The organism is Enterobacter cloacae complex sp. ECL72 (assembly GCF_019056635.1).
Classification (GTDB): Bacteria; Pseudomonadota; Gammaproteobacteria; order Enterobacterales; family Enterobacteriaceae; genus Enterobacter; species Enterobacter hormaechei_C.
Window position 1 is genome coordinate 3,394,918 of sequence record NZ_CP077659.1, and the last position, 13,992, is coordinate 3,408,909.

The window sequence follows — 13,992 nt, forward strand, 5'->3', positions numbered from 1 at the left end:
ACTCCTTAACGCGCGACCCAACCCAGGGTCCGCTGCGCCAGCACGTCACGTGCCGGAATGAACAGTTCCATCGCCATCAGCCCAAGGTTGCGACCCGCAACCAGCGGTGCCCAGCGATTGGCAAACAGGTGGACTAAACCGTCGGTGACGCCAATGGTCGCCGCTTTGTCCGCCTGGCGTCGTTTCTGGTAATGGCTTAGCACCGAGTATGCGCCACAATCCTGTTGTTCGCTCCACGTCCGGGCCAGTAGCTCTGCCAGGCTTATCACGTCACGGAGGCCAAGGTTGAAGCCTTGCCCGGCGATGGGGTGCAGCGTCTGCGCGGCGTTGCCGAGCAGGGCGACGCGATGGGAGACAGTCTGCGATGCGGTCGTCAGCGCGAGCGGATAGGCCACGCGTTTTCCGGCATGGGTGATGCGCCCAAGCCGCCAGCCGAAGGCTTTTTGCAGCTCGGAACAAAAACGTTCGTCGGACCAGGAGAGAACCTCATCGGCCCGATCCTGCGCATGGCACCATACCAGCGAGCAGCGCCCGTTCGACATCGGCAGCATGGCCAGCGGGCCGTGCTCCGTGAAGCGCTCAAATGCCCTGCCGTTATGCGCGCCAGCCGTAGAGACGTTAGCGATGACCGCCGCCTGCCCATAGGGTTCAGAGCGCCATTCGACGCCGCACTGCGTGGCGATCGCGGAGCGTGAACCATCTGCCGCCACCAGCAGTTGCCCCTCCAGCGTGGTGCCGTTGTCCAGCGTCACGCTGACGGCCTCGTCACGACGGCTAAAGCTGGCGACGCGCGCCGGACAGTGCAGCGTGACGCCAGGCGCGTCCTGTAACAGACGGAACAGCCGCAGCCCTACATCATGCAGCTCGACAACCTGCCCCAGCGCCTCGATCCGGTAATCGTGGGCATCCAGCGTCACAAACCCGGCATGCCCGCGATCGCTGACGTGAACGGTGCCGATCGCCGTTGCGCAATCCGCTATCGCCTGCCAGATCCCAATACGCGCAAGCTGCTGACAGGTCCCCTGCGCCAGCGCGATAGCGCGGGCGTCGAAACCGGGATGATCGGCAGCCTGCGGCGCGACCGCCTCAACGAGATGCACCGGAAGCTGGCCCTGGGTTAACTGCGAAATAGCCAGCGCCAGAGTAGCGCCGGTCATGCCTCCGCCAACAATGATTACGCTCATCCGCGTGCCGCCGCCATCAGCGCCTCGATGTCGTCGGCTTTTTTCACCACGGTCGCGGTCAGGTTTTCGTTACCGGTTTCGGTGATGACGATATCATCTTCAATACGAATGCCGATCCCGCGGTACTGTTCCGGCACGTCGGCATCCGGCGCGATGTACAGCCCCGGCTCAACGGTCAGCACCATGCCAGGCTCCAGCACGCGCGAACGTTCCGGACCGTATGCCCCGACGTCATGCACATCCAGCCCCAGCCAGTGGCTCAGGCCGTGCATAAAGTACGGACGATGGGCGTTTTCGGTTATAAGGGTGTCCACATCGCCTTTCAGAATGCCGAGCTTCACCAGCCCGGTAATCATGATGCGCACCACCTCGCCCGTAACCTCCTGGATGGAGGTGCCAGGGCGGAACAGCGTCAGCGCGGTCTCCAGAGACTCAAGCACGATGTCATAGATTTCACGCTGCGCGGTGGTGAATTTACCGTTCACCGGGAAGGTACGGGTGATGTCGCCCGCGTAACCCTGATATTCACAGCCAGCGTCAATCAGCACCAGATCGCCGTCGCGCAGTTCACTTTCGTTTTCGGTGTAGTGCAGAATGCAGCCATTTTCCCCGCCGCCTACGATGGTGTTATAGGACGGGAAGCGCGCGCCGTGACGGTTAAATTCATGGTGAATTTCCCCTTCAAGCTGGTACTCGAACATACCGGGACGGCACTTTTCCATGGCGCGGGTATGCGCCAGGGCGCTGATTTCGCCCGCGCGGCGCATCACGTTCAGCTCTTCTTCAGACTTGAACAGGCGCATCTCATGCACCATCGGTCGCCAGTCCGTCAGGGTGGCAGGTGCAGACAAATTCTGACGTGAGCCTTTACGCAGCTTATCCAGCGCGGTGAAAACAATGTCATCCGCATACGCGTATTCGCCCTGCGCGTGATAGAGCACGTCCAGACCGTTCAGCAGTTGGTAGAGCTGCTGGTTGATTTCGCTGTAGGCCAGCGCGCGGTCCACGCCCAGTTTTTCTGGCGCCGCCTCCTGCCCTAAGCGGCGGCCAAACCAGATTTCCGCGGTCAGATCGCGCACGCGGTTAAAAATCACGCTGTGGTTGTGGGTGTCATTGCTTTTAATCAGCACCAGTACCGCTTCCGGCTCGTTAAACCCGGTGAAGTACCAGAAATCACTGCTCTGGCGATAGGGGTATTCGCTGTCGGCGCTGCGCGTCACTTCCGGCGCGGCGAAAATCAGGGCAGCGCTTCCCGGCTGCATTTTTGCCAGCAGCGCCTGACGACGGCGAGAATACTCTTGACTGGAGATAACCATGACACCCTCCTGTGCGTTATTTTTCTTAGTGTAATGTTGGCTTGCGAACTTCCGGCGCGGTCGGCTGCGAGCGCGTAAAGTTGTCGTGGCACAGCAGAGACGCCACGCGCACGTACTCGATAATCTCTTCGAGAGACATCTCCAGCTCTTCCTGGTCTTCGTCTTCATCGTAGCCGAGTTGGGCGATGTTACGCAGATCGTCGATCGCTTCACCCGCTTCGCCGGTCACTTTATCCAGTTTAGGCTGGGTTACGCCCAGGCCAAGAAGATAGTGGTTTACCCAACCCGCGAGCGCATCAGCGCGATCGAAGACGCTGACATCGTCGCCTTCAGGCAGATAAAGCTGAAAAAGAAAGCCATCGTCTTCCAGGGAATCGCTGGTTGCGGCGTGCATTTTACGCAGCGCTTCCGCCAGTTCGTGGCCAAACGCCAGCCCTTCGTTGGTGAGGTCGTGGATCAGCGGCTGCCATGAGCTGTCGCTGTTTCCGCCGCACAGTATGCCGCTGATCAGACCGTGCATTTCGGCAGGGGTCAGACCGACTCCCTGCTGGTTCAGTAACTGGTTTAAATCCTTGTAACCAGGCATTTCGTTCTGTATAGACATACGCATTCGTCATCAAAGGGAGGATATTCATGATATGCTACCACTTTGGACCCTGGTGATACCAGAAAAGGGCTTGTATCTTCACATCAGGGTAGCTATAGTGTCGCCCCTTCGCAGCCCCCGGGGCAGTAAGCGAAGGCAGCGCAGTCAATCAGCAGGAAGGTGGCATGTCTGCACAACCCGTCGATCTCCAGATTTTTGGCCGTTCACTGCGAGTGAATTGTCCGCCTGAACAAAGGGATGCCTTGAATCAGGCTGCGGACGATTTGAATCAGCGGTTGCAAGATCTAAAAGAACGCACTAGAGTCACAAATACTGAGCAGCTGGTTTTCATCGCCGCGTTGAACATCAGCTATGAACTGACTCAGGAAAAAGCGAAGACCCGCGATTACGCGGCAAGCATGGAGCAGCGCATTAAAATGCTCCAGCAGACCATAGAACAGGCATTGCTTGATCAAGGTCGCAGTCCCGAAAGACCGGGACCAAAGTTTGAATAACACTTCTCAGTTGACTATGGTAGAGTAACTGTGAAGACAAAATTTCTCTGAGATGTTCGCAAGCGGGCCAGTCCCCTGAGCCGATATTTCATACCACAAGAATGTGGCGCTCCATGGTTGGTGAGCATGCTCGGTTCGTCCGAGAAGCCTTAAAACTATGACGACACATTCACCTTGAACCAAGGGTTCAAGGGTTACAGCCTGCGGCGGCATCTCGGAGATTCCCTCTCTTTTCTTCTACCGACTACCATGACTCAACTCCCTGAAGTTTCTGCTTCACGCCAGGACATCCGTCAGCTTATTCGCCAGCGTCGTCGCGCTCTAAGCGCCGAGCAACAGGCACAGTTTGCTCAGCAGGCCGCCGCCCGCATGATGGCCTATCCCCCTGTGGTGATGGCAAACACCGTCGCCCTGTTTCTCTCGTTTGATGGTGAGCTGGATACCCAACCGCTTATCGACCAGCTCTGGCGCGCCGGGAAAAAAGTTTACCTGCCGGTTCTGCATCCCTTTAGCCCGGGCAATCTGCTGTTTCTGCACTACCATCCGCACAGCGAGCTGGTGGTGAATCGTCTGAAAATCACCGAACCCAAACTCGACGTGCGCGACGTGCTCCCGCTTTCCGGGCTGGATGTGCTGATTACGCCGCTGGTGGCGTTTGACGAGCAGGGCCAGCGATTAGGCATGGGCGGGGGGATTCTATGACAGGACGCTACAAAACTGGCAGCAGTACGGATTGCAGCCGGTGGGGTATGCGCATGATTGCCAGGGCGTGGAGGCATTACCCGTAGAGAAAATGGGATGTGCCGTTGCCGGCGGTGGTGACGCCCAGTAAAACCTGGACCTGGTAGAACAAAGCCGGGTGGCGGCTACGCCTTACCCGGCCTACATAAATCCTCGAACATTGCAGGTCGGGTAAGCGTAAGCGCCACCCGACACACAGACCGCACGACAACTGTAGGTCGGGTAAGGCGTAGCCGCCACCCGACGCCACAGACCGCACCATCAGTACAACAGGCGCGCGCGAATCGTCCCCGGAATGGCCTTCATGCTCTGCAATGCTTTCTCGGCGATGTCTTCATCCGCTTCGATATCAATCACCACATAACCCATCTGCGAGTTAGTTTGCAGATACTGCGCGGCAATGTTAACACCCTGCTCAGCAAAGATCTGGTTGATGGCGGTCAGCACGCCAGGACGGTTTTCGTGGATGTGCAGCAGACGACGCCCACCGTGCAGCGGCAGAGACACCTCCGGGAAGTTCACCGCAGAGAGCGTTGAACCGTTGTCGGAATATTTGCTCAGCTTACCCGCCACTTCCAGGCCGATATTCTCCTGAGCTTCCTGAGTAGAACCGCCGATGTGCGGCGTCAGGATCACGTTGTCGAACTCGCACAGCGGAGAGGTGAACGGATCGCTGTTGGTGGCCGGTTCCGTCGGGAATACGTCAATCGCCGCACCCGCCAGATGCTTACGCTTCAGCGCGTCGCACAGCGCAGGAATGTCAACTACAGTGCCGCGCGCGGCGTTGATCAGCAGAGAGCCCGGCTTCATCAGCGCCAGCTCTTCCGCCCCCATCATGTTTTTGGTGGACGCATTTTCCGGCACGTGCAGACTGACCACGTCACTCATATTCAGCAGATCAGAGAGATGCTGCACCTGCGTCGCGTTACCCAGCGGCAGCTTGCTTTCGATATCGTAGAAAAACACGTGCATGCCGAGGGATTCCGCCAGAATACCGAGCTGCGTACCGATGTGGCCGTAACCGATAATCCCAAGCTTTTTACCACGCGCTTCGTAGGAGCCCGCGGCCAGCTTATTCCATACGCCACGGTGCGCTTTGGCGTTAGCTTCCGGAATGCCGCGAAGGAGCAGCAGCAGCTCGCCAATCACCAGCTCCGCCACGGAACGGGTGTTAGAGAACGGCGCGTTAAAGACCGGGATACCGCGTTTTGCGGCGGCATTCAGATCAACCTGGTTGGTGCCGATGCAGAAACAGCCAATCGCCACCAGCTTTTCCGCCGCAGCAATAACGTCTTCAGTCAGTTGGGTACGGGATCGCAGGCCAATGAAATGGGCATCACGGATGGACGCTTTCAGCTCTTCAGTGTCCAGCGCGCCTTTGTGAAATTCGATGTTGGTGTAGCCTGCTGCGCGAAGGCTATCGAGCGCTTTCTGGTGCACGCCTTCAACCAGCAGGAATTTAATCTTGTCTTTCTCCAGTGATACCTTTGCCATTTACCCGACCCTGTTTTTATCTGAACTGATGTTGTGCTGGATATAAATCCCGTGCAGCCAACATATCAAAAAAAACTATTGCAGCAATATGAACGTTTGCGTCGGCACTCTGAAGAAAAGTCATACAGAGCAAAATGGCAGAGGAAAATGCTGCGGATAATTACGAACGTGGCAGGATCGGCAAAAGAGGCGGAAAAACGTGACACAAGTCACCGAATTTAGCTTTTCAAAATTTTTTTAGCGGGGGGAGCGCTCCCCCCGTCAGATCATTTTACGATGGTTTTTACACCGTCAGCCGTGCCGATCAGCGCCACGTCCGCGCCACGGTTGGCAAATAACCCTACGGTAACGACGCCTGGAATGCCGTTGATCGCATTTTCCAGCGCAATGGCATCGAGGATCTCAAGGCCATGAACGTCGAGGATCACGTTGCCGTTGTCGGTCACCACACCCTGACGGTATTCCGGACGACCACCCAGCTTCACCAGTTGACGTGCCACGGCGCTGCGCGCCATCGGGATCACTTCGACCGGCAGCGGGAAATTCCCCAGAATGTCGACCTGCTTGGAGGCGTCCGCGATGCAGATGAACTTATCCGCCACGGAAGCGATGATTTTTTCGCGGGTCAGCGCCGCGCCACCGCCTTTGATCATCTGCATGTGGCCGTTGATTTCATCCGCGCCATCAACGTAAATGCCCAGACGGTCCACTTCGTTGAGGTCGAAAACGGTAATGCCGAGGCTTTTCAGCTTTTCCGTGGAAGCATCGGAGCTGGAAACCGCGCCCTCGATCTGCCCCTTCATCGTGCCCAGCGCATCGATAAAGTGCGCCGCCGTCGACCCCGTACCAACACCGACAATGGTACCCGGCTGTACGTACTGGAGAGCGGCCCATCCTACTGCTTTTTTCAGTTCATCCTGCGTCATGATCGTTTTGCCTGTGGTGTGAAAACTCAGGGCGCATTATAGAACACGTCGAATGGATTTCGTCTGCCACGAAGGGAAAATTGTGTCATAGTGCAGATTAAGCAAAATTAAGGAGTCAGCCAGAGCAATGAAACGTCCGGACTACAGAACACTACAGGCACTTGATGCAGTTATTCGTGAACGCGGTTTTGAGCGCGCGGCGCAAAAGCTGTGCATCACCCAGTCCGCCGTATCACAGCGTATCAAACAGCTTGAAAACATGTTCGGGCAGCCGCTGCTGGTGCGTACCGTGCCGCCGCGTCCGACGGAGCAAGGACAAAAGCTCCTCGCGCTGCTGCGTCAGGTTGAACTGCTGGAAGATGAATGGCTGGGCGATGAACAGACCGGCTCCACGCCGCTGCTGCTGTCGCTGGCGGTGAACGCCGACAGTCTGGCGACCTGGCTGCTGCCGGCCCTTGCGCCGGTGCTGGCCGACTCCCCTATCCGCCTGAATCTCCAGGTTGAAGACGAGACCCGCACCCAGGAGCGCCTGCGCCGTGGCGAAGTGGTTGGGGCGGTCAGTATTCAGCCTCAGGCGCTGCCAAGCTGTCTGGTGGATCAGCTGGGCGCGCTGGATTACCTGTTTGTCGGTTCAAAAGCCTTTGCCGAGCGTTACTTCCCGAACGGTGTGACCCGCGCCGCGCTGCTGAAAGCGCCTGCCGTCGCTTTCGACCATCTGGACGATATGCATCAGGCCTTCCTGCAACAAAACTTCGATCTGCCGCCGGGCAGCGTACCGTGTCATATCGTTAACTCGTCCGAAGCCTTCGTACAGCTCGCGCGTCAGGGAACCACCTGCTGCATGATCCCGCATTTGCAGATTGAGAAAGAGTTGAAAAGCGGTGAGCTGATTGATTTAACCCCGGGGCTGTATCAGCGCCGGATGCTGTACTGGCACCGTTTTGCGCCGGAAAGCCGCATGATGCGCAACGTCACTGACGCGCTGCTGGCGTTTGGGCATAAGGTGTTAAGACAGGATTGAAAAACTAGCCGGGTGGCGGCTTCGCCTTACCCGGCCTACGGGTTACTGAGCGGGCTTTTCAGTCGGCTCCAGCTGGAACACCACATCAACCTGATCGTCGAACTGAATGGTTGGCTGCTCATAGGTTTCCTGAGCAGAAACCGGCGCGGCGTCCGCCTTCATCATCCGAACCATCGGGCTTGGCTGGTAGTTTGAAACGTGGTAGCGCACGCTGTAAACCGGACCGAGCTTGGTCTTGAAGCCGGATGCCAGCTGCTGCGCCTGATGAATGGCATCATCAATCGCCGCTTTACGCGCTTCGTCTTTATATTTCTCCGGTTGCGCAACGCCCAGCGAGACGGAACGAATTTCGTTCAGCCCAGCCTTCAGCGCACCATCCAGCAATCCGTTGAGCTTATCAAGCTGGCGTACAGTCACTTCCACAGTACGCACGGCGCGATAGCCTTTCAGGATGCTTTTGCCGTTCTGGTAGTCGTAATCCGGTTGGGTACGCAGGTTCGCAGAGCTGATGTCTTTTTTCGCGACACCGTTCTGTTCCAGGAAAGAGAGGTATTGCGCAACACGATCGTCTGCCTGTTTCTTGGCGGAAGCAGCATCTTTCGCCGCCACGTTCACTTCAATTGCCAGGGTTGCAACATCCGGTACCGCATCCACGCTTGCCGTGCCTGAAGTGACAATGTGCGGGCCGTTTGGCAGTTCATTCGCCTGCACCGACACCGCACCTAAACTTACTAATGCCGCCAGGGCCATCACCTTAAACTTCACTGTCATTCCTCCATGTTGCGAAGAGTGCCCCATCAACAGGGCTCATGCCAGCAAGCTTAGCGGGTCTTGTTCAGATGTCCATAAGACAACGCTTAGTTGAACAGTCCCTGTACGTGATGAATCCCCTCTTTCGCCAGCTGGAAGGCAATAAACCACATCACCAGCCCAACCAGGGTATTGATAATGCGCTGCGCTTTAGCGGTACGCAGACGGGGCGCCAGCCATGCCGCCAGGATCGCAAGACCAAAGAACCAGAGGAAGGAGGCGCTGACCGTACCGAGCGCAAACCAGCGCTTGGGCTCAACGTCCAGCTGTCCACCCAGGCTGCCGAGCACCACAAAGGTATCAAGGTAGACGTGCGGGTTAAGCCACGTCACGGCGAGCATGGTGACGATAATCTTCCAGCGCCCCTGCTTCATCACTTCGGCGCTCGCCAGCTCAAGATTGCTGCTCATGGCCGTTTTCAGGGCGCCAAACCCGTACCACAGCAGAAACGCTACGCCGCCCCAGGTAACCAGCGCCAGCAGCCACGGCGACTGCATCAGCAAGGCGCTGCCGCCAAAAATCCCGGCGCAAATCAGTAGCAAATCGCTCACCGCGCACAGCAGGGCAATCATCAGATGATACTGGCGGCGAATGCCCTGGTTCATCACAAACGCATTTTGTGGACCAAGGGGAAGGATCATGGCCGCACCTAATGCAAGCCCTTGAAAATAGTAAGTTAACATTGATAACTCTCAGGCAGTTTTCTCTACGTGCAGACTATACTGCGTGACCATCATTAGATAAAATTTAAAATTTTAATGGTTAATTAGAATCACTAATAAAACCCTGCTGTATACAATATTAAGATTTTATAAAACCTGCCCTCTCGCGACCCGGCGTATGCTGTAATGCCCCAGGCCGAAAAATTCTCACAGGAAATCATATGAAACATCAAGGCGTTGCAATGGTCATCTCCGCCATATTTGCGCTCTTAACTGCATTTCCGGCCATAGCGAGTGCAGGAAAGATACTTCGCTACACGGACCATGAACCGTACGGCAATATGCGTACGCAATTTATCAAAAACGTTTTCTTTAGTGAGATTGAAAAAGAATCGCAAGGCCGCCTGAAAATTGAAGCCCACTGGAAAGGTGATATATCAAGTAGTTACAATGCGCTAAGTACGCTTGGCCAGGGAACCAGAGCTGATATTGGCATCGTTGTCCCTGAATATACGGCTGAGCAACTGCCGCTTCATCAAATATTCAAAAGCTTTCCCCTTGGGCCTGCAAACGGCGAGGCCCAGGTGCGCTTCTTTCATCGCGTGTTCCAGCAATACCCACAGTTTGCCCGCGAGCTTGGGCAGAATAACCTGGTGAATTTGCAGTTCTTCCTGGGTTATCCGGTCGGGTTCTTTACCCGTCAGCCAGACGTTAAGCTGAAGCAGCTAGAGGGAACAAAATGGCGAACCGCCAGCTTCTGGCACCAGTCATTTTTGCGCAATGCTGGCGGAGCTACCCTGGTAATGCCCTGGAATGACAAGATTACCGACGCGTTGCGCACGGGACAGTTGAATGGCCTTATGGTGAATCTCGACAGCGGAGATGACATACATGCGCAGCGCGCGGCGCCCTACATTCATTATTCTCCTGCGCTCTGGCTGGGGCATGTCTACCTTCTGGTTATAAATAAGGACACCTTAAACGCACTGGACGAGCGGGATCGTCTTGCTATTCGTCGTGCAGCCGAAACCACGGAGAAACAACTCGGTGCTGCGTTGGACAGCGGGCTGGCTTCTCTCACCACGCGTCTGGAAAACGAAGGCGCTAAGCTTCATCTTCTGAGCCGTGATGAGCAATTGGAATGGCAGAAAGCAACGCGATATCAAGAGGTTCAGGAGGAATGGGTACGGCAACAGGAAAGTAAGGGTAATACGGACGCAGGCAAATTGATGCACGAGCTACGCCTATTGCTGGAGGCTAACGCCCGGCAAAAGCGATAGGCTCAACGCCCGCATACAATGCGGGCGTTGTCTGAACTGACGAGCGTTAGTCAGCTTCTTTCACTTTTTTGAAGTTCACATCCATCTGCGGATAAGGGAAGCTGATGCCGTTGGCATCGAAATCACGCTTAATGCGCTCCAGCACGTCCCAGTAAACGTTTTGCAGATCGCCGCTTTTACTCCAGATGCGCACCACAAAATTAATGGATGACGCGCCCAACTCGTTCAGGCGAACGGTCATTTCGCGATCTTTAAGAATGCGGTCATCTGATTCGATGATATCGGTAATCAGCTTTTTCACCAACTCAGTATCTGAATCATAGCCAACCCCGATAATGAGTTCATTACGGCGAACCGGCTCACGAGAGAAGTTAGTAATGTTGCCATCAATCACTTTCTTGTTTGGCACAATGACGATTTTGCCGTCTGCCGAACGCAGCGTGGTAGAAAAAATCTGCACGTTCAGCACGGTGCCCGCAGTGCCACCGAGATCAACATACTCTCCGGCACGGAAAGGACGGAACGTCACTAACAGTACGCCAGCTGCAAGGTTAGCCAGCGAGCCCTGAAGAGCGAGACCTACGGCCAGACCAGCGGCACCAAGTACGGCAATGACCGAAGCGGTCTGTACACCGACCCGCCCCATTGCCGCAATGAGGGTAAACGCAATAATCCCGTAACGCACCAGCGCAGAAAGGAAATCAGCAACGGTTGCATCGATATGACGGGATAGCATTACGCGATTAACGCCCCGGGAAACCGTGCGGGCAACGATCATCCCCACAATAATAATGGCGATTGCCGCCGCAATATTCACAGCGTAACTAATCAGGAGCGCCTGGTTGCGCACCAGCCAGGAGCCAGCGTTATTGATGCTATCTACAACACCGAGATCTTCCATTTATCTTTCCTTATGCTCATAAAAACCACAAAATCTATCCCACACGGAGACAGGCAGGTCAGTAAAGGGTAAACAAAAAGCCATGATATTGCCAAACAGATCACAAAAACAGAGGCATCAGGCTATTGAAAAGGCATAAAAAAAGGCCCGCATATGCGGACCTTCTTGACGCTATGAACAGCTCAAATTACAGAACGTCAACCGCGTTCAGTTCTTTGAATGCCTGCTCCAGACGAGTAATCATAGAAGTCTGGGCAGCGCGCAGCCATACGCGTGGATCGTAGTATTTCTTGTTCGGCTGGTCTTCGCCTTTCGGGTTGCCCAGCTGACCTTGCAGGTAAGCTTCGTTGGTTTTGTAGTATTGCAGGATACCGTCCCAGGTTGCCCACTGGGTGTCGGTATCGATGTTCATTTTCACTACGCCGTAGCTTACGGAGTCTTTGATTTCCTGAGCAGAAGAACCGGAACCGCCGTGGAAGACGAAGTTCAGGCTGTTGTGCGGCAGGTTGTGTTTCTTAGACACGTATTCCTGAGAATCACGCAGGATGGTCGGGGTCAGAACCACGTTACCTGGTTTGTATACGCCGTGTACGTTACCGAAGGACGCTGCGATGGTGAAGCGTGGGCTGATTTTGCTCAGCTCGGTGTAAGCGTAATCAACGTCTTCTGGCTGAGTGTACAGAGCAGAAGCGTCCATGTGGCTGTTGTCCACACCGTCTTCTTCACCGCCGGTGCAACCCAGTTCGATTTCCAGGGTCATGCCCATTTTGGACATACGCGCCAGGTACTTAGAGCAGATCTCGATGTTTTCTTCCAGAGACTCTTCGGACAGGTCGATCATGTGAGAAGAGAACAGTGGCTTACCGGTTGCTGCGAAGTGTTTTTCACCTGCGTCCAGCAGACCGTCGATCCATGGCAGCAGTTTCTTCGCGCAGTGGTCAGTGTGCAGGATAACCGGAACACCGTAGTGCTCAGCCATCTGGTGAACGTGATGTGCGCCAGAGATAGCACCCAGGATAGCAGCGCCCTGAGGGATGTCAGTTTTCACGCCTTTACCTGCGATGAACGCAGCGCCGCCGTTAGAGAACTGAACGATAACCGGTGCTTTAACTTTAGCAGCAGTTTCCAGTACGGCGTTGATGGAGTCGGTACCTACGCAGTTAACTGCTGGCAGAGCGAAGTTGTTTTCTTTAGCTACCTGGAACACTTTCTGTACGTCATCACCAGTGATAACGCCAGGTTTTACGAAATCAAAAATTTTAGACATGTTGCTTAGTCCTGTATCTTCGGCCGTTAGAAAAGGTGCGAGCTCTGATAAGCGCGCTGAAAATTGGGCAGGTTTCCCTGCCCCTGAATGGCTTACTTCTTAGCGCGCTCTTCGAGCATTGCTACTGCTGGCAGGACTTTACCTTCCACGAATTCGAGGAATGCGCCGCCACCAGTGGAGATGTAGGAGATCTTGTCAGCGATACCGAACAGATCGATAGCTGCCAGGGTGTCACCACCGCCTGCGATAGAGAACGCTTCGCTGTCTGCGATAGCGTTAGCCACGATCTCAGTCCCTTTGCGGAAGTTCGGGAATTCGAACACGCCGACAGGACCGTTCCACAGGATAGTTTTTGCGTTTTTCAGGATTTCAGCCAGTTTCTGTGCAGAAACGTCGCCCAGATCCAGAATCTGCTCTTCATCTTTGATGTCGTTAACAGATTTCAGGGTTGCGGTAGCGGTTTCGGAGAACTCAGTTGCCACGCGAACATCAGTTGGAACCGGGATATCACAGGTGCCCAGCAGACGTTTGGCTTCGTCAACCAGATCCGCTTCGTACAGGGATTTACCTACGTTGTGGCCTTGCGCAGCAACGAAGGTGTTCGCGATACCACCGCCAACGATCAGCTGGTCAGCGATTTTGGACAGGGAATCCAGTACGGTCAGTTTGGTAGACACTTTAGAACCACCAACGATAGCGACCATTGGACGAGCAGGTTCTTTCAGTGCTTTACCCAGCGCTTCCAGTTCGTCAGCCAGCAGCGGACCTGCACAGGCGACATCTGCGAATTTACCGATACCGTGGGTAGATGCCTGCGCACGGTGAGCCGTACCGAATGCATCCATCACGAATACGTCGCACAGCGCAGCGTATTTTTTGGACAGGGTTTCGTCGTCTTTCTTTTCGCCTTTGTTGAAGCGAACGTTTTCCAGAACAACCAGCTCACCTTCGGCAACTTCCACGCCGTCCAGGTAATCTTTCACCAGGCGAACCGGGCTGGACAGTTTGTCTTTCAGGTAATTAACAACCGGCAGCAGAGAGAACTCTTCGTTGTACTCGCCTTCAGTTGGACGGCCCAGGTGGGAGGTGACCATCACTTTAGCGCCCTGCTTCAGAGCCAGTTCAATGGTTGGCAGAGATGCACGGATACGCGCGTCGCTGGTCACTTTGCCATCTTTAACCGGTACGTTCAGATCGGCACGGATGAAAACGCGTTTACCTGCCAGATCCAGATCGGTCATCTTAATTACAGACATGGTGAATCCTCTCGTTGATTCTTAAAGTTTTGC

13 protein-coding genes, 1 other RNA gene and 1 pseudogene are annotated in these 13,992 nt (G+C 55.2%); 5 read left to right on the top strand and 10 right to left on the bottom strand.

Going from position 1 to position 13,992, the window contains the following annotated elements; genetic code table 11:
• Positions 1–5: 5 nt before the first annotated feature.
• The 3 genes from ubiH to KTH07_RS16410 are packed head-to-tail and all read right to left on the bottom strand — an operon-like array spanning position 6 to position 3,104.
• A complete protein-coding gene (gene ubiH, locus KTH07_RS16400; protein ID WP_017382900.1) occupies positions 6–1,184 on the bottom strand; it encodes a 2-octaprenyl-6-methoxyphenyl hydroxylase in 1,179 nt (392 codons plus the stop codon).
• Entirely contained in the window at positions 1,181–2,494 is a 1,314-nt protein-coding gene (pepP, locus tag KTH07_RS16405) for a Xaa-Pro aminopeptidase (protein ID WP_086626100.1), read from the bottom strand. The genes ubiH and pepP overlap by 4 nt, the downstream gene beginning before the upstream one ends.
• A gap of 31 nt (positions 2,495–2,525) precedes the next feature.
• Positions 2,526–3,104, bottom strand: coding sequence for a YecA family protein (locus KTH07_RS16410; protein WP_003860099.1), 579 nt, complete (start codon positions 3,102–3,104; stop codon positions 2,526–2,528).
• 167 nt (positions 3,105–3,271) lie between these two features.
• On the opposite strand from KTH07_RS16410, the gene zapA reads away from it, so the two are divergent.
• The 3 genes and pseudogenes from zapA to KTH07_RS16425 all read left to right on the top strand — a co-directional run bounded on the left by zapA (position 3,272) and on the right by KTH07_RS16425 (position 4,449).
• Positions 3,272–3,601, top strand: coding sequence for a cell division protein ZapA (gene zapA, locus KTH07_RS16415; protein WP_003860096.1), 330 nt, complete (start codon positions 3,272–3,274; stop codon positions 3,599–3,601).
• Positions 3,602–3,642: 41 nt separating this feature from the next.
• Positions 3,643–3,826: non-coding RNA, 6S RNA (gene ssrS, locus KTH07_RS16420), on the top strand.
• 24 nt (positions 3,827–3,850) lie between these two features.
• Positions 3,851–4,449 (top strand): annotated as a pseudogene (locus tag KTH07_RS16425) (5-formyltetrahydrofolate cyclo-ligase).
• A 154-nt stretch (positions 4,450–4,603) separates the two neighbouring features.
• Here KTH07_RS16425 and serA read toward each other — a convergent pair.
• Both serA and rpiA read right to left on the bottom strand, forming a co-directional pair.
• On the bottom strand, positions 4,604–5,836 hold the full coding sequence (serA, locus tag KTH07_RS16430; RefSeq protein ID WP_017692705.1) for a phosphoglycerate dehydrogenase: 1,233 nt from the start codon (positions 5,834–5,836) through the stop codon (positions 4,604–4,606).
• Between the two features lie 266 nt (positions 5,837–6,102).
• A complete protein-coding gene (gene rpiA, locus KTH07_RS16435; protein WP_003860091.1) occupies positions 6,103–6,762 on the bottom strand; it encodes a ribose-5-phosphate isomerase RpiA in 660 nt (219 codons plus the stop codon).
• 127 nt (positions 6,763–6,889) lie between these two features.
• On the opposite strand from rpiA, the gene argP reads away from it, so the two are divergent.
• On the top strand, positions 6,890–7,783 hold the full coding sequence (gene argP, locus KTH07_RS16440; RefSeq protein ID WP_003860089.1) for a DNA-binding transcriptional regulator ArgP: 894 nt from the start codon (positions 6,890–6,892) through the stop codon (positions 7,781–7,783).
• A gap of 42 nt (positions 7,784–7,825) precedes the next feature.
• Here the strand turns inward: argP and KTH07_RS16445 are convergent, their stop codons facing one another.
• Positions 7,826–8,548, bottom strand: coding sequence for an oxidative stress defense protein (locus tag KTH07_RS16445; protein ID WP_017382904.1), 723 nt, complete (start codon positions 8,546–8,548; stop codon positions 7,826–7,828).
• A 92-nt stretch (positions 8,549–8,640) separates the two neighbouring features.
• Positions 8,641–9,276, bottom strand: a complete 636-nt coding sequence (gene argO, locus KTH07_RS16450; protein WP_017382905.1) for an arginine exporter ArgO — start codon at positions 9,274–9,276, stop codon at positions 8,641–8,643.
• 200 nt (positions 9,277–9,476) lie between these two features.
• Here argO and KTH07_RS16455 point away from each other — a divergent pair, with 200 nt between their 5' ends.
• Positions 9,477–10,535, top strand: coding sequence for an ABC transporter substrate-binding protein (locus tag KTH07_RS16455; protein ID WP_017382906.1), 1,059 nt, complete (start codon positions 9,477–9,479; stop codon positions 10,533–10,535).
• A 46-nt stretch (positions 10,536–10,581) separates the two neighbouring features.
• Here the strand turns inward: KTH07_RS16455 and KTH07_RS16460 are convergent, their stop codons facing one another.
• From KTH07_RS16460 to pgk, 3 genes are all read right to left on the bottom strand, one after another.
• On the bottom strand, positions 10,582–11,436 hold the full coding sequence (locus tag KTH07_RS16460; protein WP_017382907.1) for a small-conductance mechanosensitive channel MscS: 855 nt from the start codon (positions 11,434–11,436) through the stop codon (positions 10,582–10,584).
• 187 nt (positions 11,437–11,623) lie between these two features.
• Complete coding sequence (gene fbaA, locus KTH07_RS16465; protein WP_003860079.1) at positions 11,624–12,703, bottom strand: class II fructose-bisphosphate aldolase; 1,080 nt, start codon at positions 12,701–12,703, stop codon at positions 11,624–11,626.
• Between the two features lie 92 nt (positions 12,704–12,795).
• Positions 12,796–13,959: a phosphoglycerate kinase gene (pgk, locus tag KTH07_RS16470; RefSeq protein ID WP_003860077.1), complete on the bottom strand. Its 1,164-nt coding sequence runs from the start codon at positions 13,957–13,959 to the stop codon at positions 12,796–12,798.
• Positions 13,960–13,992 lie beyond the last annotated feature (33 nt).